Annotated in this window: 20 protein-coding genes; 2 read left to right on the plus strand and 18 right to left on the minus strand. The window is 50.6% G+C overall.

Going from position 1 to position 20,719, the window contains the following annotated elements; all coding sequences use genetic code 11:
- Window positions 1-242: 242 nt before the first annotated feature.
- Together LHUE1_RS01075 and LHUE1_RS01080 are read left to right on the plus strand one after the other, a co-directional pair.
- Complete coding sequence (locus tag LHUE1_RS01075) at window positions 243-818, plus strand: hypothetical protein (RefSeq protein ID WP_241484814.1); 576 nt, start codon at window positions 243-245, stop codon at window positions 816-818.
- Between the two features lie 18 nt (window positions 819-836).
- Window positions 837-1,142, plus strand: a complete 306-nt coding sequence (locus LHUE1_RS01080) for a hypothetical protein (protein WP_241484813.1) — start codon at window positions 837-839, stop codon at window positions 1,140-1,142.
- A gap of 164 nt (window positions 1,143-1,306) precedes the next feature.
- Here the strand turns inward: LHUE1_RS01080 and LHUE1_RS01085 are convergent, their stop codons facing one another.
- The 18 genes from LHUE1_RS01085 to LHUE1_RS01170 form a co-directional block, all read right to left on the minus strand.
- Window positions 1,307-3,271 carry a PTS beta-glucoside transporter subunit IIBCA gene (locus LHUE1_RS01085; protein ID WP_277848168.1) on the minus strand — a complete coding sequence of 655 codons (1,965 nt, stop codon included), beginning with the start codon at window positions 3,269-3,271 and terminating at the stop codon, window positions 1,307-1,309.
- Window position 3,272: 1 nt separating this feature from the next.
- Window positions 3,273-4,937: a glycoside hydrolase family 13 protein gene (locus tag LHUE1_RS01090; RefSeq protein ID WP_049170337.1), complete on the minus strand. Its 1,665-nt coding sequence runs from the start codon at window positions 4,935-4,937 to the stop codon at window positions 3,273-3,275.
- Window positions 4,938-5,012: 75 nt separating this feature from the next.
- Window positions 5,013-6,014 (minus strand): LacI family DNA-binding transcriptional regulator, encoded by a 1,002-nt coding sequence (locus LHUE1_RS01095; protein ID WP_049170335.1) that lies wholly within the window; start codon window positions 6,012-6,014, stop codon window positions 5,013-5,015.
- Window positions 6,015-6,257: 243 nt separating this feature from the next.
- A complete protein-coding gene (locus LHUE1_RS01100) occupies window positions 6,258-7,736 on the minus strand; it encodes a sucrose-6-phosphate hydrolase (RefSeq protein ID WP_049170332.1) in 1,479 nt (492 codons plus the stop codon).
- Window positions 7,737-8,507: 771 nt separating this feature from the next.
- Window positions 8,508-9,689: an SAM-dependent methyltransferase gene (locus tag LHUE1_RS01105; protein ID WP_049171347.1), complete on the minus strand. Its 1,182-nt coding sequence runs from the start codon at window positions 9,687-9,689 to the stop codon at window positions 8,508-8,510.
- 98 nt (window positions 9,690-9,787) lie between these two features.
- Window positions 9,788-10,618 (minus strand): acetyl-CoA carboxylase carboxyltransferase subunit alpha, encoded by an 831-nt coding sequence (gene accA, locus LHUE1_RS01110; protein ID WP_277848186.1) that lies wholly within the window; start codon window positions 10,616-10,618, stop codon window positions 9,788-9,790.
- A 20-nt stretch (window positions 10,619-10,638) separates the two neighbouring features.
- Entirely contained in the window at window positions 10,639-11,451 is an 813-nt protein-coding gene (accD, locus tag LHUE1_RS01115) for an acetyl-CoA carboxylase, carboxyltransferase subunit beta (protein ID WP_049171341.1), read from the minus strand.
- Entirely contained in the window at window positions 11,433-12,815 is a 1,383-nt protein-coding gene (locus LHUE1_RS01120) for an acetyl-CoA carboxylase biotin carboxylase subunit (protein ID WP_049171338.1), read from the minus strand. Before LHUE1_RS01120 ends, accD begins: the two co-directional genes overlap by 19 nt.
- Window positions 12,816-12,852: 37 nt before the next feature.
- A complete protein-coding gene (fabZ, locus tag LHUE1_RS01125) occupies window positions 12,853-13,293 on the minus strand; it encodes a 3-hydroxyacyl-ACP dehydratase FabZ (protein ID WP_010491726.1) in 441 nt (146 codons plus the stop codon).
- 426 nt (window positions 13,294-13,719) lie between these two features.
- On the minus strand, window positions 13,720-14,157 hold the full coding sequence (accB, locus tag LHUE1_RS01130; RefSeq protein ID WP_049169117.1) for an acetyl-CoA carboxylase biotin carboxyl carrier protein: 438 nt from the start codon (window positions 14,155-14,157) through the stop codon (window positions 13,720-13,722).
- Window positions 14,158-14,162: 5 nt separating this feature from the next.
- Window positions 14,163-15,383: a beta-ketoacyl-ACP synthase II gene (gene fabF, locus LHUE1_RS01135; RefSeq protein ID WP_080978082.1), complete on the minus strand. Its 1,221-nt coding sequence runs from the start codon at window positions 15,381-15,383 to the stop codon at window positions 14,163-14,165.
- 22 nt (window positions 15,384-15,405) lie between these two features.
- Window positions 15,406-16,134, minus strand: coding sequence for a 3-oxoacyl-ACP reductase family protein (locus LHUE1_RS01140; RefSeq protein ID WP_049169119.1), 729 nt, complete (start codon window positions 16,132-16,134; stop codon window positions 15,406-15,408).
- Window positions 16,131-17,054, minus strand: a complete 924-nt coding sequence (locus LHUE1_RS01145) for an ACP S-malonyltransferase (protein WP_049169120.1) — start codon at window positions 17,052-17,054, stop codon at window positions 16,131-16,133. Before LHUE1_RS01145 ends, LHUE1_RS01140 begins: the two co-directional genes overlap by 4 nt.
- Before the next feature lie 26 nt (window positions 17,055-17,080).
- On the minus strand, window positions 17,081-18,070 hold the full coding sequence (locus LHUE1_RS01150) for a nitronate monooxygenase (RefSeq protein WP_049169121.1): 990 nt from the start codon (window positions 18,068-18,070) through the stop codon (window positions 17,081-17,083).
- 23 nt (window positions 18,071-18,093) lie between these two features.
- Window positions 18,094-18,333: an acyl carrier protein gene (locus tag LHUE1_RS01155; protein ID WP_049169122.1), complete on the minus strand. Its 240-nt coding sequence runs from the start codon at window positions 18,331-18,333 to the stop codon at window positions 18,094-18,096.
- Between the two features lie 68 nt (window positions 18,334-18,401).
- Complete coding sequence (locus LHUE1_RS01160; protein WP_049169123.1) at window positions 18,402-19,361, minus strand: beta-ketoacyl-ACP synthase III; 960 nt, start codon at window positions 19,359-19,361, stop codon at window positions 18,402-18,404.
- 15 nt (window positions 19,362-19,376) lie between these two features.
- Entirely contained in the window at window positions 19,377-19,826 is a 450-nt protein-coding gene (locus tag LHUE1_RS01165; RefSeq protein ID WP_005684753.1) for a MarR family winged helix-turn-helix transcriptional regulator, read from the minus strand.
- A 70-nt stretch (window positions 19,827-19,896) separates the two neighbouring features.
- Entirely contained in the window at window positions 19,897-20,334 is a 438-nt protein-coding gene (locus LHUE1_RS01170) for a 3-hydroxyacyl-ACP dehydratase FabZ family protein (RefSeq protein WP_049169124.1), read from the minus strand.
- Window positions 20,335-20,719: the final 385 nt, after the last annotated feature.

Here is a 20,719-nt window from a genome sequence, read left to right on the forward strand (position 1 = left end):
AAATTCATAATTTTCTTTCACTTTTGGTTGAATATGATAAACGTAAAGCCTTAGTATATTAATTATAATAAAAATAATTTCAAATAAATCATCCTGCGTTTTAACCTCAATTTATATCCTCCCTCAATTATTATTTGTATTAATTAATAGAATTTAATATCATAAAGTGCTTGATTGTATGCGCTTTCTCGTGATATTATTTATTACAACGTATAATTGCAATAAACATTGGAGGAAAACAAATGAAACTGGGTTTTTACAAAAATGGAGGGCTGAAAGGGGCTATCAGGTTCCTCATACTCTTTACCGTTGCTTTAGTACTAGGAGGGCCCCTTGTAACAGCTGGCTCTGCTGTATATGCATCAGAAGACACACTCGATATTACAAAAGAAGAAATTGATCAAGCTACAGATAATCTCTCTACCATTTTGGCAGAGGCATACTCTACTGACCCTAATATGTCAGAAGAGACAGTTGCCCAGAATGTGATGCTATACAGTTTTTCAGAAGCACCCGATACTTCTGAAAGAACTAAACGCTCGCTTTCCAGTTTTAGTCAGTGTATGGTGATTAAAATGGGGCTTGGTGAATTAAGAGACGTTGCTAAAATGGTCTTTAATGAACAGGTAGTTAGGTACCTTAAATCCCAAGCTTGGAAAAAAGCCTCGGCAATGATTGTCCAAAGAATTACGAGATTTGCTGGCAAGAAAATCGCAAGCTTTGCTGTAAAGAGACTCGCTCATTTTGCGCTTCCCGGAATTGGCTGGGGATCTCTAGCAATTATGGGTGCTCAGTGCGGTTGGGCCGAAATTCATTAGGATAAGCGGTGGTCTCAAGTGCCAAGAAACAAGTTGTCTAAAAATAAAAAGGGGTCCGTCATTGTCTCCTTATTGCTAACAAATATCGTTGCGTTAATTCTCATCGGCCTAGAATTTGGCTACTATGACTTTGGCCCTTACTTTATTGGTGCTGTTTCTTTCGAGCACGCTTTAAAAGGCTTCCTACGAACCGAAATCGTTCTCGGCGGCGGCTTTCTCATCTTGTTTAACGGCTATGTTATCATTTGGAATCTTTTTCTGAAAAAGAAAGAGAGATCATCTGAGAATAAACGGTCCACAAAACACACTAACCGCAAAAAGTGACCTGTGACAGCAATTATATGTTGACCTAAACAGTCCGTTTACGCGGACTGTTTTTGATTTTTTCTGAAACCAGCATTCAAACAACATAAAAAAGCCTTAACCCTACCTTATCAGGCATCCAAACACCCAAGGTAGCATTAAGGCTTATTTCAATGCAATTTTCCTTACAACGACGCCGGCGAAACCGACTCAACCTTCACATCTTCCCGCTGAACCGCGAGAAGATCAGCGCCGGCTTGAACGGTTGTGTCCGCAACCGGCTCGATACGCGCGTAGGATTTGCTGTTCGTGATCAGTACAATGGTGGTCGGATCAAGTCCGGCCTTTTTTATCGCCGCTTGGTCAAAGGTGCCGAGTAAGTCGCCTTTGTTGACATACTGGCCGGCTTTGACCGCCACCGTGAAAGGCGCGCCTTTCAAGTTAACGGTGTCGATACCTAGATGGACCAGAATTTCCATGCCATCGTCGGTCGTCATGCCATACGCATGGCCGGTATCGGCAACCACCGATAACGTGCCGGTTTGCGGAGCATAGACGTTGTTGACGCCTTTTTCTGCCGGTTGAATCGCCAGTCCGTCGCCCATCATGCCGGAAGCGAAAACCGGATCGCTGACCTTGGCCAAGGCCACGGTTTCTCCGCTGACTGGCGCGTAGACTTTGTCGTCGCTGACGGTGGAGGAAATCAAGGCATTGGCCGTCTCGACGTTTTCGTCAGGCTTCAAAACTTCTTTAGGGATTGCGAAGGCGTTCGTGGCGACGAAGGCAACCACCACTGTCCCCAGCGACACCACCGTGTACCATAACAATGCATGGCCGTTATAGATGTACATCAGGTAAGACGGCACCACCGCAAGTCCGTATGAGTTGGCCGCGACGTTGAGCATGCTGAGAATGGCCGCCCCGATCCCGGACGTCAGCACCGTAACGATCAGTGGCCGGAAGTTGTAACGAATCAGAACCCCGAACAATGTCGGTTCCGAAACACCGAACAGTTGTGACGTGAACGCCCCCATCGACGTGGCTTTTGCCTTACTGGAACGGGCCCGCAGGAAAATGGCGAGCGCCACGCCTAAGTTCGCGAATCCATACATAGCTTCCAACGTGATCAACGGGTTCAACCCGGTTGACGCCAGCAAAGATGTTTCGATGGCAATCATGGTCTGATGAATCCCGATCAGGACCATCAGCGGATATGCGGCCCCGATCAGGAAACCGCCAATCCCAAATGGCAAGTGGATCACCGCTTCAACGCCGACCAACATCCCGCTTTCAATCGCATGGACAATGGGACCGACACCCAGGATCATAATGGCAAACGTGACCAGCATGGTGAGAAACGGCGTCAGGATCTGTTCCAACACATTCGGCATGTGCCGCCGGAAAAAGAGTTCCAATTTTGCCCCGATAAAGCCAGCCACCAGTGCAGTTAACACCGACCCTTGACTGCCTTCGACCGGTAACCAGCCAAACAGCATAATCGCCTTGGCACTGCCGTCTGCCACCGAATAGGCATTCGGCAAAATCGGCGACACCAGCATCAAGCCAATGACGATCCCGATAATCGGCGTCCCTTTAAAATATCGGAACGTTGACCAGACGATCAGCGCAGGCAGGAACGCGAAAACCGTGTCGGTCAAAACCGAAATCACCGAGGTTAGGCTCGCGGGGATATCGCTGGGAACCGCACCGAAAAGTTTCAAGACCTGAGCGTTCGTGGCGGCACTTTTTAACCCTAAAAACAGACCTGTTGCAGCAATGACCGGAATAATCGGAATGAAAATGCCAGATAGCATCGCCATCAAGCGTTGCACGAGCGTTTTGTGCTCACCTGTTGCCGCCGCAGTCGTATCGGCGTCGTCCTTGCCATAAATGGCATTCACCGTGCCCAGCTTGGCGATGGCTGCATACACATCGTTGACAACGCCAGTGCCGATAATGACTTGATACTGGCCGGAGCCGTAAAACACCCCTTTGACTTCCGGCAATTTTTCCAGTGCCTTGTCGTCAATTGCCTTGCGATCCTTGACCACAAAGCGCAGCCGGGTTTGGCAATGGGTCACGGAATCAATGTTGCTCTCCCCAACCAGCTTCAGAATTGCTTTTGCTTCTTGTTCATAATTTTTTGCCATCTTAATTCACCTCAATGAGAATCGCTTGGTAAGGTTGCAACGTTGGTGTGGCATCTGGGTAGTTATTAAGCCAGATCCGGCCGGCCGGTAAATCGATCTTAGCTGTTTGTGCGCTTAAGTTTACAAAAACCTGCACGTGCTGCCCGCGGGCATAGGCGATAACATGATCGTCTGCGACCTTGATCGGAGCATAGTCACCTTCGATCAGATCCGGCCGCAATGGCGAATCGTTGCGCAACCGGCAAAGCTTTTGGTAAAAGTGCCAGACCGAGTTTGGATCCGCATGCTCGTCCTGCCAGTTGACACCAGGGGCCTGCTGGGCGATCGGCAGCCACGGTTGATGGGTGCTGAAGCCGCCATTAGCCTGATTGTTCCAGGGATACGGTGTGCGCGCATTATCCCGCGACCGCCGATTAACACACGCCAGCGCCTCCGCTTGGGAATAGCCTTCCGTAAGCGCCCGCTGATAGTTATCATGTGTCGGCAGATCGTCAAACTGATCGATACTGGTTCGCGTCGCATTGACCATCCCTAATTCCTGCCCTTGATAGATGAACGGACATCCCCGCAAGCAGAAATACAACAACGCCAGCGCTTTGGCCCCGATGGCATTGCGATAAGCCGGATCCTTAATATACTTACTCAAGCTCCGCGGCTGGTCGTGATTTTCCAAAAAGTTCGCGCCCCAGCCAACTTTTTGAATCGCCAGCTGGCTTTTAGTAATGGCATCACCTAACATTTTTGGCGTCCAGTCCGTTTGCTTGAACCACTCGGAACCGGAAGCCACATCGATATCGGCGTAATGAAAATCAAAAATCATGGAAAAGTAGCCGTTGGGACCGATGAAATCAGCCAGCTGATCGTAAGCTACTCCGGAAGCCTCGCCGATGGTAACGGCATTGGCCGGGCCAAAAGTCGCGGCATTTAATTCTTTGAGGAATCGACCCAGACCCGGGCGATTTTCTGCCTTACGCTTGACCTTGCCGAGCCCGTCACTGCCATCAGGGGTCAACGCCGCGAAGTCCTGATCCTTTTTGATAAACGTGATCGCATCGATGCGGAAGCCGGCCAACCCTTTTGCCAGCCACCAATTGATCATCTGGTAAATGGCTTGCCGCAGTTTGGGATTCTCCCAATTGAGATCCGGTTGTTGCGGCGAAAAGACGTGCAGGTAGTATGTGTTCGGTTCACCCGGTAGCGCGGTCCAGGCCGAGCCGGCGCCGAAGTTCGAGCGCCAGTTATTCGGCGGCTGACCGTCGTGGCCTTGGCGAAAAATATAAAACTGCCGATACGGCGAGTTTGGATCTTTCAACGCCGCCTGGAACCATGGGTGCTGATCCGATGTGTGATTCACCACTAGATCCATCACGACTTTAATGCCGAGCGCCTTGGCCGTTGCCATGAGCCGGTCAAAATCGGCCATGGTGCCAAACTGCGGATTGATGGCTTGATAATCCGAGATATCATAGCCGTTGTCCACCATCGGACTTTTATAAATCGGCGACAGCCAAATCGCCGTCACGCCTAATTCCTTGAGTTTTGGCAATTCTTCAATGATGCCAGGCAAGTCACCAATGCCATCGTCGTTACTGTCTTTGAATGACGCCGGATAAATTTGATAAAAGATTTCCTGTTGCCACCAGGTGCGGCTGGTTGGATTCGTCACGACTGTTTCCTCCTGCTGATTGATACGTCGATGTTCAAAATGTGGTATCGATTCCATATTGCGTAAAAATAAAACTCAGGCGCTTTGCCTGATTTTTAACGATAACGCTAATGTTGCCGGATCCTTTTGGTGGTCGACGCGGCCAAGTCCGTGCAGCAACATATCGGTGGCAACCTGGGCCATCTCGGTCACCGGTTGATGAACGGTGGTCAGTGGCACGCGGGCGAACGGCGCAAACGGCTGGTCATCATAGCCCATCACCGCGATGTCGTCCGGTACCTTTAAATCCGCCGCCAGCAAACTGTCCAGCACGCCAACTGCCACTTCATCCGAGTTGGTAAAAATGGCGTCAGGCCGCTTGACTGGTGCTAATGCGGCTAATTGCTTGCCAATCACTTGACCCTCTGCAGCGGTATGCACATGATCGAAAAGTAATACCGGATCAACTGCAAGCTTATTTGCCGCCATAAAGTCAAAGAACGCTTGGGTACGGGTCTTCCCGTGCCGCGCGCTTTGAATGGCACCACCTGTCACATAGGCAAATCGGCGATGCCCCTTTTCATACAAGTAGTCGAGTGCATCCCTCGTTGCCTGATAATGCGGCAGCACTAAGGAAGTCGCATGTGGAATCTGCACATCGGCATTCACCACTACAACGCGGCCGGGAAAAGCTTTGGCAACGGCTGCAACCCGCTCCGGTGCTTCAACTGAGGCCAAAATGATGCCATCCAGTTTCCGACTTTTCAATTGATCCAAAAACCGCTCCTCGGCATCCGGATCATCATATGTCTGCGAAATCATCACTTGATAGCCTTGCTCATGCAGCGTCCGCTCAATCGCATCGAACAACCCAGCGAAAAACGGATTCGTCACCCGCGAAACCAAAACGCCGATATTGCCAGTAGCCTGAGCCCTTAGCGAAGTCGCCGCAGCACTCGGCGTGTAGCCAAGCGTCTGAATCGCCGCTTCGATCCGCGCCTTCTTGTCCGCGGAAATATACGGATGATGATTTAAGTACCGTGACACGGTTGTCACGCCAACCCCCGCTGCTGTCGCAATTTCCCGAATCGTCGCCATGGACCTGTTCTCCTTTTTATGGAATCGATTTCATAAAACGAGTATACAGCGCTTTCAGAGAATGTCAAGTTGTCATCCTGAAATTTTACACGTACTGTCGACGGGAATTCCCCACACCTCTTGCGTACAGCCACCCTCACTAAACGCGGTGCTTAGACAAACAAAAACTCCAGCTACAAGACCAATTAAGGCCACATAACTGGAGCAAGGACATGACTTCTTTTAATCAGGCATTCGCCGGTCTCACAACCCGCCGTTATCCTTCCGCAAGTTCCACGCCTGCACCGCGCTGACCGCAGCTGCCGGGGTGACGCGCACGGCACTGGGACAGGTATCGCCAAAGAACCGGCCGGAAACCACGCGATAGCCATCGTCAATAAACAGCTCGAAAACGGAAACGTCAATGAACAACCGAATCGTCACGTTCTTACCTGCTGGAAAACCGAATTGCCGCAGACTACCGCCATTGTTGCGATTCTCCCGCTGCACCATGCCTTGCCCGCTATCGGAATCAAGGTTAATCAGCAGCTGATCATGATCGCCATCGGGAATATGCAGCGTTGTCTTCTGCCCGGCTGCCAGCGTCATCGTGAGTTCGAAGGCACCGGTTAAGTCTGCCACTGACCAGTTATCATCAGTTTTCGTCACAGTTGGCAAGCTATCATCTGCAGTCTCACGCAACGTCTCAACGTTTGGATGCGGCACAAGGCAAACATGCCCATCGCGGAGATCCAACTTCCGCACGTAACTCAAAACGCCTTCCCAGCCATCGTCATCAGTTGGATAACTCGTGTCCGGCAAGCCTAACCACGAAATCGCAAGCGTGCCATCTTTTTCCGTATTTGCCAGCCGCGTTGCGTAAAAATCGAATCCCTTGTCAATATTCTGCAATCGCTGATGCGTCAGCGTGCCCGTTTCCGGATCGAAACTGTCACCCACCAGCGCAATGTTAGGATAAACATTTTCATATTCGAAAAAGTCCTGATCCAAGCCTTGCGGACAATAAACCAACACGACCTTACCGTTGATGAACGCAATGTTAGGACACTCGACCATGTAGCCACAGAATTCGTCCGGAATGCTGAGCGGCGCAACGAAACGCCAGGTCTTATCCGTTAGCTTTTCGTATAACAAAATAGCGCCGGTATGATCAGCCCGCTGGCCGCCCACTAGGACATAGGTTTTGTCTTGATATTTGAAAAGAAACGGATCACGAAACTCTTGGGTATACCCAGCTGGTGGCGCGGCAATCAACGGCTTAGGATCCTTAAACAGCCGACTATCCGCACCCAGCACCGCACCCAATTGAGTCGCATGCCGATGCCATTGTTCGTCACGGACATTGCCAGTGTACATGATCCGTAGCGTGCCATGCGTCACCAGCGCAGAGCCAGTATAAGCCCCTTGCGCATCATGCTCGTCCTCCGGCAAAAGATCTCCGGGAACCCGCCGCCAGTTAAATAAATCTTTTGAGACCACATGCGCCCACGACTTCAGGCCATGCACCGGCCCAAATGGAAACTGCTGGTAGTAAAGATGCCACTTACCATTGAAAAAGTTCAGACTACACGGATCATTGATCAAGCCGGTGTCTGGTTGAACATGGGTTTTGGTCCGCCACTTACTTGCGGCGACTTGAGCTTTCAAGCTAGCCACGTATTCCGGTGTCCAAGCTGAATACGGCTGATAACGCTTTGCCATATGCTCAATTGAATCGGTCATGTACTTACCACCTTGTGTTTGAAATAATACCCTTATCTTATCTGAGTTAATGGCAATGTCAATGAAAGCGCGAACAAAATAACTTTAGTTTTTTCGTCATGCTTGATGTGCTGGGATTTAGCGGCAAAGATGTGACTGCTTGTCAACATTCACTAAAGTAGAAATTTGCTTATAGTTTGAAGGGAGTTAGTGCGGCTCTCCATAACAAGTTTACAGTGGCAAAAGAAATCCTTCGTCAGGCATATTGAGATCTTAGTGCCAAAGCGGAGCAATCGGAGGCCAGATGGGGATCAGCCGTGGAATTGTTGTAGGTGGGGCGCTCTTTGCCCCACCTACAACAAGGCCGAGCTTAGAGACTCTGCCGGTTTTGCAGAGGCTCTAAGTCGTGCCCTCCGCTCTAGCTTCGCGTCGCCACCCCAGCTGGCCGGAGATTGCGGAGTTTGGCACGGCTCGGAACATCATACCCCCTAAGAGATCATTCGTAATATAACTCAATAACTCGCACTGACAAACAAAAACCCTCACAACTGCTTGCTGCGAGGGTTCGGGCTTGGCCAATCGGATGGAGTCCGATCGGCGACTTCACTTTGGAGGAGTAGAAATGAAAAAGTTGGTTGGGGTTTAGGAATGAGTGGGTGGCTCACTTCTATGCTGTTAATACTACCGACCATGTTTGAACATTTTGTGACGCTAAGTTGTTCTTTGTGTTAAGCATCATTCCAGCTTTCAGATCGCCCATGTCCGGCCAAAAAAGTCGCTACAACCGACTCATTAATCGTACATATAGTCACGGGTCGCCGGCAGATCCTTGCCTGAAGGGCCTTTACTGATCAAATACTGCATGACGTCGATATTGCCGGCCTCAAAACTGGCAGCTGCGGCCTGCAAGTAGACATCCCACATCCGGGTGAACTCGTAACCGAACTTTTGCTGAATCGGATTCCGGTGATTGTTGAAATTCGTGTCCCAGATTTCGAGCGTACGCTGATAATGACGCCGCAACGGTTCAAGATCATCCAGCTGCATCCCTGCATCGATAATATGACCCAGATTTTCCGTCATGCCCGGAATATAGCCATCCGGGAAAATGTACTTATCAATCCAGGCATTTGATGCGCCGCCTTGTTGCCGCGTGATGCCATGGATCAAGGCAACACCATCATTTTTAAGTAGTTTAGCAACATCTTTGAAGTAGCCTTCCAGATTTTCCTTGCCGACGTGTTCGAACATGCCGACAGACGTAATGTAATCAAACGGCTCGCGATCGAGTTCGCGATAGTCCATGTACAGCACTTCAGCTACATCGGTCAGATGCTCGGCTTCAATGCGATCGGAAACCAGCTTGAATTGTTCCTTGCTCAAGGTAATGCCGACGACATGCAGGTGGTAAATCTTGGCCGCCCGCAACATCAGCGTTCCCCAGCCACAGCCGATGTCCAGCAAAGTGCGCCCGGGCTGCGGATTCAGTTTACGCAGAATATGGTCGATTTTATTCAGTTGGGCAGTTTCCAGATCGTCATCCCAGTTTTCAAAATAGGCGCAGGAATACGTCAGCGTCGGATCCAGCCATAATTTATAAAAGTCATTGCCGAGATCGTAATGCGAATGAATATCTTCCTTCGACTTACGCTCGGTGTGGCTTTGTTTAGGCAGAAAGTGTCTGAGTTTGCTGCTGCGCATAAAACTGCCGGCATTGGCATAAGCCGACGCAATCAAGCGCTGCAACGGTCGGTTACTACCCAGCACCTCAATGTCACCACGCATATAGCCTTCACCCAAAGCCAGCGAAGCATTCTTGATCAGCTGACGGACGGGAATGGCTTTTTTCATTTTAATCGTAATCGTTGGCTCGCCGGTGCCAAAGGTCTCTTCGGTATGGTCCCAATATTCAACCCGGACCGGAATATTAAAAGATTGACTGAACATGGTATGGTAGAACTTTTTTTCGAGCATGATGGCCTCCGTTTCGAAAAGTTACAAAAGTAATTATAAAACTTTTTAACCAAAGAAAAAACACCGCCGTAAAAATGGACGGTGTGGTGCCGTTTTCATTAGAATTGTCGGAACCGCGCCTGGCGTTTGGCAACCAGACTTTGCGGATCCATGGCCGTCAGCTCGGCCAGTTTGGGCTTCACTGCGGCTTTGAGCGCTGCCGGAAAATCCGCACCAGTATCGGGAACGATCCGATCACAGACCCCTTTTGCCAATAAATCCTGCGGTGTCAGCTGCATCACTTCTGCTGCTTCTTTCGCGCGACTGGCATCTTTCCACAAAATCGCGGCAAAGCCTTCCGGTGACAAAATGCTATACATACTCTTATCGGTCATCCAGACTTCATCCCCAAACGCCAAGGCAAGCGCGCCACCTGAACCACCTTCGCCGACTAAAATAGCCAGAATCGGCGTCGGTAAATCCGCACAGGCCACAAGCAAGTCAGCAATCGCTGCTCCTTGCCCGTTGGCTTCGGCTTCTTTACCAGGGTAGGCACCCGGCGTATTGATCAGCGTGACAATCGGCCGGTGAAACTTAGCAGCCTGTTTCATGAGGCGCAACGCTTTCCGGTATCCCCAAGGTTCAGGACTGCCAAAATGCGTCTGCAGCCGCTCTGTCAAATCATTGCCTTTGTCGGTCGCAATGACAGTCACAGCCTGCTGATCCAGCCAGCCGATGCCGCCGATCACTGCCGGGTCATCATGGCTCTGCCGATCACCGTGGAATTCATGAAAATTGGTGACCAGACCATTGATGAGCTCACGAGTTTGATACGGCCGCGGCGCCCGGGCCGCTTGAACGGTTGCGTAGGCTGAAGTTTCTTTTTTTGGCATGCGAAAAGGGCCTCCTTGTTTCGATTGGTGCTTGGGTGGGAATAGGTGGTGCGGGATGTTCGATGATATAAACACGTTCACTGATGCATCGCTAACAATTCTCCAACATAAGCTTCCTGCTCACTCCGCTGTACAATAGCATCAATGAAACCACTTTGCAGCAAAGTTTCGGCGCGTTGGAAGTTTTGCGGGAGTTTTTGGTTAATGGTCTGTTCGATGACGCGACGGCCCGCGAAACCGATTAAGCTGTGGGGTTCAGCCAAGGTGATGTCGCCTTGCATGGCAAAGCTGGCAGTCACGCCACCCATGGTTGGGTCAGTGAGAACACTGATGTATAGCAGGCCGGCATTGCTGTGGTTTTTAACGGCCGCACTGACCTTAGCCATCTGCATCAGTGAATGAATGCCTTCCTGCATCCGGGCACCGCCGCTTGCGCAATACAAGACAACCGGCAAGTTGGCTTCCGTGGCTTTTTCAAATAAACGAGTTAAACGCTCGCCAGTCACGGTCCCCAGAGAGCCCATCATAAACTTAGGATCCATGATGCCTAGGCCACAGACTTGTCCGCCAATGTTAGCTTGGCCAGTCCAGACGCTATCTTTTAAGCCGGTCGCCTGCCGTCCCGCTGCGAGTTTCTTGTCGTAGCCGGGAAAATCAAGCGGATCGGTGGTCACCAGATCGGCGTCCCATTCAGTTGTCTCGGTTGCCACCAGCGCTAACCGCTTCTTAGCCGTGATGCGAAAGCCATAGTGGCAATGCGGACAGACTTGAGCATCGCCTAAACTTTCTCGATAGCTGCCTTGCTTACAATATGGACATTGAATCCACAGATTTTCGGGCAAGGCCGCTTCACGAGCAAGTGCTTCTTGGGTTAGTTGTGGTTGGAACATGCAGCATCCTTCCTTTCATCCTGCCATTGCGGCAAAAAGTCGCGGTTAAGATAAGCGGTATCGGCTTTACCGGCCAATACAACGGGTGCCTGGAAAAGTGCCAGCGCAAAGTCGCGGTTGGTTTTAACGCCTTGAACATCCAGTTCGGTCAATGCGCGGTGCATTTTTGCCAATGCTTCTTGGCGGGTTTGCCCATGGACGATGATCTTAGCAATCATCGCGTCGTAGTATGGACTGATTTTATCGCCAGGCGCAACGCCGGTGTCAACCCGTAAACCTAAGCCGCCGGTCGGGAACCGCAATTGATTCAGCGTGCCAACATCGGGCATGAATTGATGGTCGGGATCTTCGGCGTTAAGGCGGCATTCAATCGCAACACCAGATGGCTCCGGTGTCGTCAATTCGACGTTTTCGCCAGCAGCAATCTGCAACTGCGCGCGAACCAAATCGACGCCGGTCACCATTTCGGTAATCGGATGTTCGACTTGAATCCGCGTGTTCATTTCCATGAAATAAAAATGATGCTGTTTGTCCATCAAGAATTCAATGGTCCCGGCATTGAGATAATCAACGCCATTGGCAATGGTTTCTGCCAACTGCAACAACTTGGACCGCTCGGTTGAATTTAATACCGGGCACGGACTTTCTTCGATCATTTTTTGACTGTGGCGTTGTAAGCTGCAATCACGTTCCGGGAACACGCTCACATGGCCTTGCTGATCGCGCAGCACCTGCACTTCGACGTGTTTCGCTGGCACGATCACCTTTTCCAGATACATGGTCGGGTCGCCGAACGCGGCTTGCGCTTCTGCCTGGGCACCGGCAAATTCGGCAGTCAGCGCATCGGCGTCGGTCAGTTTACGGATCCCTTTACCGCCACCGCCAGCACTGGCTTTAAGCATCAATGGATAACCGATTGCCTGAGCCGCTGCCAATGCCGTATCGACATCCTGTAGCGGACGGCTCCCCGGAATAACTGGCACGCCAAGATCAATCATGGTCTGGCGGGCAACCGCTTTATCACCCATTTGCTCAATCGCGGTTGGCTTAGGGCCGATAAAAGCCAGGCCGGCATCGGTCACCAACTTAGCAAACTCGGCATTTTCGGATAAGAAACCGAAACCCGGATGCACAGCTTCAGCCCCGCTTAAAATGGCGGCGCTGACAACATTGCGCATATTCAGATAAGAGTCGGTTGCCCGCGGACCGCCGATGCAAATCGCTTCATCTGCCAGCGAGACATGTAGGCTGTGGCGATCGGCATTCGAAAATACCGCCACCGAGGTGATACCCATTTCCCGCAAGGTTTGGATGATGCGGACCGCAATCTCGCCACGGTTGGCAACGAGTACTTTTTTGAACACAGTTCCACTTCCTTACACGAGTCTGAATCCGGCGAATTTAGCCAATGGCAAAAACGAGTTCGGCACTGCAGGCCATATCTTCGCCGACGTATACCTTGCCTTTACCTAAGCCAGCGTGGTCAATCAGTTTTTCCAAGGTGACTTCGATCCGCAAAACGTCGCCTGGACGAACCATGTGGCGGAACTTGGCTTTTTTAATGCCGCCAAGATATGCGGTTTTGCCTTTGAAGTCTGGCATTGACAACAAAGCAATTGCCCCGGCCTGCGCCATGGCTTCGATTTGTAAGACGCCCGGGAAAATCGGATTGCCCGGAAAATGACCTTGGAAAATCTGTTCGTTGATGGAAACATTCTTTTGGGCCACAACTGATTCGCCGGGTTTAAGATCCAACACCCGATCGATCATGAGCATCGGATAGCGATGCGGTAAAATTTGCTGAATTTCTTGTGCTTCAAGTGTTTTCTTGGTTTCGAGCATGGAATAAAATTCCTCCTTAAAACGCGTTTGTTAGGTTTGCGGGATTATTAAGCGCTTTTCTAAACACAGCTAGGGCCGTTCCATAGTTTTGCCAGCACAGAAGGATTTAGGCAATGTATTCTGTGCCGTGCCAAACTACGCAATCTCCGGCGTTTTGGAGCTGGAACGTGGTGGGCACGACTTTGAGCCTCAGCAAACCCGGCTGAGTCTCAAAGCTCGGCCTTGTACTACGCCGGGAAGAACGCCCGGCTAGTACAATTTCACCACTGAGCTCCAAAACGCCTACGATTGCTCCGCCTTGGCACTAAGATCTTAAGGTTCCTGATAATTGCCTGTGACGAACCAAAGAGTGAACAACGCTTCTATCTTCGAAATTAACGTTCACTTTTGCATCGTGATCATGAACTACGCCCTTGCCTATACCGCTTATTCTTCGACCGTAAACAGCGGTTGGTCGTATTCAACCAAGCTCTCGTTGTCAACTTCGACAGCCTTGAGCGTGCCACTCACGGTGCTTTTGATTTCGTTCATCATTTTCATCGATTCGATGATGCAGACAACTTCACCTTTTTTGACGTGATCGCCGACTTTGACATACGGATCGGCGCCTGGTTTGGGTGCCAGGTAAACGATACCGACTAGCGGAGCCTTGATGGCGGTGCCGGCGGGTTGTTCAGGTTGGGCAGCCGGTGTCGGGTTGACCGGTGTGGCTGGCACCGGATTGGAAGCCGGAGCAACCGGTGCCGGTGCGACCGGACCCGCTTTGACGAGATGCAGGGAATCCTCGCCGAGCGTCAGTTCCAGCTCGTTCAAAGAACTTTGCTCCAACTGCTTAATCAAGGATTCGATCATTTTGGTGTCCATGACACTCACCACCTTTTGAAGGCCAAGACCGCATTATGGCCGCCAAAGCCAAAGGAATTGCTCAAGGCATAATCAACTGTGGTATCACGATTGTCTTGGTTGACCAAGGTGACGGGGCAGTCTTCATCTTGTGCCGCGTCCACGACGTTCATCGGTAACCGACCATCCTGCAACGCGCTCAAAGTCATAATTGCTTCAATGGCACCGGCTGCACCCAACAGATGGCCGGTCAATGCTTTAGTCGAACTGACCAGCACGTTGTCGCCGAAAAGATCATGAATGGCTTTACTTTCCATCGCATCATTGGCTTTGGTAGCCGTACCGTGGGCATTGATGTAGCCCACTTCACTTGGCTTAATGCCGGCCTCTTCGACAGCCAGTTGCATCGCACGTGAAGCCTGAGTACCACTCGGATCAGGTGCGGTCATGTGATAGGCATCACTTGTCGAACCGTATCCAACGATTTCGCCTAAAATTTTGGCCCCTCGTTGCTGTGCATGCTCAAGGCTTTCCAAAATCAATGCACCGCCGCCTTCGCCAAGCACAAAACCGTTACGATCGGCGGAAAACGGCAAACTGGCTTTGGTCGGATCCGTGGACTTGGATAAAGCCGTTAATGCCGCAAACCCTGCAATGCCGATTTCGTTAACCGATGCTTCAGCACCACCGGTAATAGCAACATCAACGTTACCGGTTTGAATCCGCATCGCTGCTTCACCAATGGCGTTGGTGGCTGATGCACAAGCCGTGACGACCACATAACTAGGACCATGGGCGCCAAAGTATTGGGAAATGGTTCCGGCAACCATGTTACTGATGGCTTCAGGCACAAACAGTGGACTAACCCGATCCGGGCCTTTCACATACATCTTCGTCACTTGTTCCTGAATGGTTGTCAAACCACCAATGCCTGACCCGAAAATAACCGCCATCCGATCGGCGTCAACGTTGTCTTTGGTCAGCCCTGATTGTTCATAAGCTTCAATAGCGCTGTAAAGGCCATATTGGGTAAACAAATCCATCCGCTTGCTGAGGCGCTTTTGCATGCGCGCTTCAGGCTTGAAATCTTTGACTTCACCAGCGACTGTGATTCCGGTTTTTTCGGCATCAAATTTGGTAATAGGTTGAATCCCGACTTTACCGGCATCCATCGTCGCTACAGTTTCAGCGACTGAATGGCCCAGCGGATTCACAGTACCCATTCCGGTTACGACTACTCGTTGCAATGTCATTCCTCCGTTCATGTCCTTAACCTAACCCGCCGGCGACTGTCAAAGTCTGTCCGGTTATGTAGGCATTTTCGACCAGAAAGCGGGCCGTGTGCGCAATTTCTTCGGGCTGGCCGAAGCGCTTCAACGGAATTTCCGCTAAGATCTGGTCCTGACTGGATTGGCTCAATGCTGCGGTCATATCCGTGGCGATCATCCCTGGCGCAATCGCATTCACGCGCACACCACGCATCGCCCCTTCACGTGCCAGTGTTTTGGTCAAGCCGATAATGCCGGCTTTGCTGGCGGCGTAATTCGCTTGCCCGATGTTGCCGGTCAGTCCAACCACACTGGCAAGGTTAACGATGACCCCGGCACGCGCCTTCATCATTTTCTTGAAGGCAGGTTGAGTCACATAAAAAGTGCCATCTAAGTTAACTTGGACGACCTTGGCAAAAGTGGCCGGTTTCATCCGCATCGCCAACATGTCATCATTGATGCCGGCATTATTGACCAAAATATCCACACTGCCAAATTGATCCAAGGCCGCTGCTACCAGCTGCTCACCGGTTGTCGGATCGTCGACACTACCTAAGACGGTGACGACCCCGTGGCCAAAGCCTTCTAATTCTTTGATCAAAGTTTCCGGAAATTCATGGCGCGCATTCAGCACCAAGTTGGCCCCTGCCTGCGCAAAATTTCTGGCAATCGCTTCACCGATGCCACGTGAGGCACCCGTGATGATCGCAGTTTTATCAGTTAATTTCAATCTGCCTTCACTCCGTTATTCAAATCGGCGACCTCATTGAGGCTCGCTGCATCACTAATCAGATGGGTCGTCATCTTGCGGTCAATCCGCTTGATCATCTTGCTAAGCACCGGTTTGGGACCCAACTCAACGATCGTATCGACGCCTTCAGCCTTCAGTTGCGCGATAACCGTCGCAAATTTGGTTGGTTCCGCAACCTGGGCTGCAAGCACGGAACGCATATTGCGAGCCGTAAACGGCTTGAGCGCGGTCGTGCTGATCACCGGAATGACCGGTTCAAACACATTGGCCTGTTTCAACGCTGCCTGCAACTGTGGTTGGGCACTTGCCATCAAGGGGCTGTGGAACCCGCCAGCCACATGCAGCGGAATGGCGCGAACGCCTTGTGCTTTTAGCCATTTTTCGACCACGGCCAAAGCATCATGGGTGCCGGACAGAACCGTTTGCTTGGGACCGTTGTAATTAGCCGGCCAAACATCCGGTGCCTGTTCGCACGCTTCCTGAATGACTGTCTGATCAGCGCTCATGACCGCCAACATACCGCCAGGCTGATTCTGACAAGCCGCCGCCATCGCTTTACCGCGCGCCGCGACTAATTTAAGCCCGTCTTCCAGACTCAATCCGCCACCAGCAATCAAAGCACTGTACTCGCCCAGACTCAATCCAGCCAAGGCTGTTTCCGGCGGCAATTCGGCTGACGCTACTTCATGCATTGCCACGCTGTAAGCCACCAACGCCGGCTGCAAGTCATCCGGATGCGCAGCAAAATCACCATTGGCCAAAAACTCAGGCAAGTCAAAGTCCAAAACGGCGTCGGCACGGTCAATAATCTCTTTGAATATCAAAGTATTCTGGTAAAAATCGATCCCCATTCCGGGGACCTCGGCACCTTGGCCGTTAAACACATAAGCAAATTGCAACAGATGGAACCCTCCTTGTCATGTGTTTACTGACGTGGAAATGCATCCGCAGTCGAACTCGTGAGAAGGTCAGCCATTTTTGACCCAGCCAAAATCTCTTTCGCCTGCTGCATGACTTCTTCAACGATGTCCTGGCTGCTTTCTTCGCGCTTGACCAAACCGGAAATCTGACCGGCCATGAATGAACCATGATCGCGATCGCCTTCCAGAACAGCTTTACGCAAACTGCCATTACCTAATTCTTCAACAGCGGTAAAGTCAGTCGTACCGGACAAGGCGATTTCCTTTTCCAGTTTCAGGTAGTTACGACTCATCGGGTTTTTCAGCACGCGGGCTGCATGACCGACATACATGCCGGTAACCAGCGTATCCACGTCTTTCGCCTTGATCACCGCATTCTTATAGTTTTGGTGAATCCGGCTTGAAGTTGATGTCAGGAAGCGAGTGCCCATTTGAACGCCGATCGCACCAAGACTGAGCGCTGCGGCAACACCGCGGCCATCGCCAATCCCACCAGCCGCAACGACCGGAATATCAACGGCATCAACGACTTGCGGCACCAAGGCCATGGTCGTGATACTGCCAATGTGACCGCCGGATTCCATGCCTTCAGCAATCACACCGTCCACGCCATCACGCGCCATGCGCTTGGCCATGGCAACAGACGGCACGACCGGCATCACAACGGTACCGTTTTGCTGGAGCCGTTCCAGATAACGGCTAGGATCGCCAGCGCCTGTGGTGACCAAGGCAACCTTGGCATCAACGATAACATCAATGACCTGTTCAACAAAAGGCGATAACAGCATCACATTCACACCGAATGCCTTGTCCGTCATTGATTTTGCAACTTCGATCTGTTCCTTAACCCACGAAGCAGGGGCATGACCGGAGCCAATGATACCAAGACCACCGGCTTCAGAAACCGACGCAGCTAATTTACCGTCAGCAACCCATGCCATGCCGCCTTGAAAAAGCGGATACTTAACGCCTAAGCGTTCCATTAATGGACTCATTGGCCCACTCCTCTCCAGTTGTCTTAAGCTTCGGTCCTTTCAGTGATGAAGTTTACCAGATCAGCAACCGTTTCGATGCTTTCATCGGTTTCGATCTTAACGTCGAATTCGTCTTCGATTTCGTTGATGATTTCGAAAATGTCCAGGCTATCTGCATCCAGATCATTCTTGAAGTTCGTGGTCAAAGTCACATCTTCAGCGTTTTTGTCCAATTGGTCAGCAATGATGTTTTGTACCTTAGGCAATACTTCTTCGTTAGTCATGTTTAAATGTTCTCCTTTAAGTTAAATGGTTTGACCGTTTTTTCGGTCAGTCTACAGGGAAATTCGAATTAATACGTCATAATCAGCGAGCCGACTGATAAGCCGCCGCCAAAACCGCTGAGGACCAATTTCTGGCCTCGTTTCAGGCGACCGCTTTCAGCTAATTGTGCCAACAGAATCGGCACGCTGGCTGCGCTGGTGTTGCCATACTCATCAATGTTGATGGGAAACTTGTCGGCAGTAACTTTCAGTTTTTTGTTCACGGATTGAACAATGCGGGCATTTGCCTGGTGAAGCAGGAACCAATCGATATCATCCGTGGTCATCGCCGCTTGATCCAGCGCTCGCTGAATCGACCGTGGGACTTCACTGATGGCAAATTGGTAAACCGCCCGGCCGTTCATTTTGAAATAAGCTGAAGGTTCCTCAGTTGCATCCGCAAACGGACTTTGATTGCCTTGAGCCCCAGCTGACAGTACCATCTCGGTATCGCCGAAGCTTTTGAGGTCGACTGCCTGCACCGGCGCGCCTTGATCACTGATCAAAACGCCGCCAGCACCATCTGCGAATAACACTGCTGTGCGTCGATCATGCCAATCAACCAATCGAGAAAGCACTTCGCTTCCGATGACCAAACCTTGGTGAACCGTTGGACTGGTCATCAGTCGATCGGCAACGTGCAACGCATACTCAAAACCGGCGCAGGCAACGTTGAGATTAAACGCAAATGCATGATCCGCATTCAGTGCTGCTTGCAGGCGATTTGCCTCGGCCGGGGTTGCATAGTCCGGGCTCATGGTCGCCACGATGATGAAATCAAGCTGGTCGGCAGTGGTAGCTGACTTCGCCAAAAGTTGCTGGGCAACATCATACGCTAGATCAAAGTTACGCTGATCGGTGACCACGTGGCGGGTTTTAATCCCCGTACGTTCTCTGATCCAACTGTCGGATGTATCCATAAATTGACGTAACTGCTCATTTTCAACACGCGTGGCAGGTACCGAATAAGCACTGGCCAGAATCTCCAAGACGGGGCCTTCTTTCTAATGACGATATTCGTCAATAAATTCATTGAGATTATCCAGCGCGCGTTCGATTAACTCGATTTGCGGCTCGGTAAATCCTTTAACAAAACTTGCAACCATTTTCTGGTGAAAGGCAAGGTGGGCGCGATACATTAAACGCCCTTTGCGGCTAAGTCGCAGATTCACGACTCGTTTGTCCGACTCAAGATGCAGTCGTTCGACATACCCTTTGCGTGCCAGATTGTTAATGGCCACACTTAGGGTTCCTTGCGTCACATGCAGCTTTTTGGCCACATCACTTGAGCTGGGTGTCGCATGAATACCAATCGCATCAATGGTGTGCATTTCTTTAATACCTAAATCCCGGAACTGACTTTTGCGCAGTTCCTCTTCTTCCATTCGTAGGATATCTGAATAAACGCGAATGAGTTTATCATTAATCCGCTTGACGCTTGGCTTTTGGGACATTGGTGTGCCTCCATGTACAACTGATTTGATATTCAAAGTATCAGTTGAAAAAAAAAGCCTGTCAAGTGAACTAAGCATTTGCTTCTACCACAAAATGCAATTCTGCGTGGCAGACGAGCTCATCACCGATACTGGCGGTCGTTGTGACCACCCCCATGTTCGCCCGAACCTTGCCCATTTTGACTGCTAGCGTCAAAACGCTGCCAGTCGGGACAGGCTTCAGGAATTCTGTTTTGCCGATACTTGCCAGATAAGCGGTTTTACCAGCAAACTTTGGTGATTTCAAAATCAGGATTGATGCCGCTTGGGCCAGCGTCTCAATAATCAACGTCGGCGGCATGGTTAGCTCACCCGGCAGATAAGCAACCAGATGATCCTCTGCCACGCTAACATACTTCTCCGCGACAATGGATTCATCCGGTACTAATTCGGTGACCCGATCGATATAAAACAACGGATAACGATTCGGAATCAGCGTCTGTATGGTTGAGGTATCCAAAGTTGTCATAGCCTCGCCTCCTTTAACCACGATTGCAATTGAGCATTTGCAGAAAAAATCATCTCATCGCGAAACGAAATAAAAATTTCCGCTTGGATCAGGTGCTCACATGCTTTCGCTCTTTTGTCCAACCAGATTAATTGGATGTTCAAAGCATATGCAGAACTGTTTTGATTGTCAAACCTTTTTCGCCTATATTCTTTTGTGAGAATATAGGCACAAGCGAATGAAGGCGGTCCCAGATAACTTTGTTGCGGGATTTAAGGCGTGCCATAAACTGTGAACGGATACAAAAAATAATTTTTGAAAAATTGAGTTTTTGCGACCGCTGTTTTAATTGAAACAAAAAAATGCGATGACCGTTGGCAGGCATCCGATCATCGCTAAAAATATA

The sequence above is a fragment of the Lacticaseibacillus huelsenbergensis genome, from assembly GCF_029726355.1.
Classification (GTDB): domain Bacteria; phylum Bacillota; class Bacilli; order Lactobacillales; family Lactobacillaceae; genus Lacticaseibacillus; species Lacticaseibacillus casei.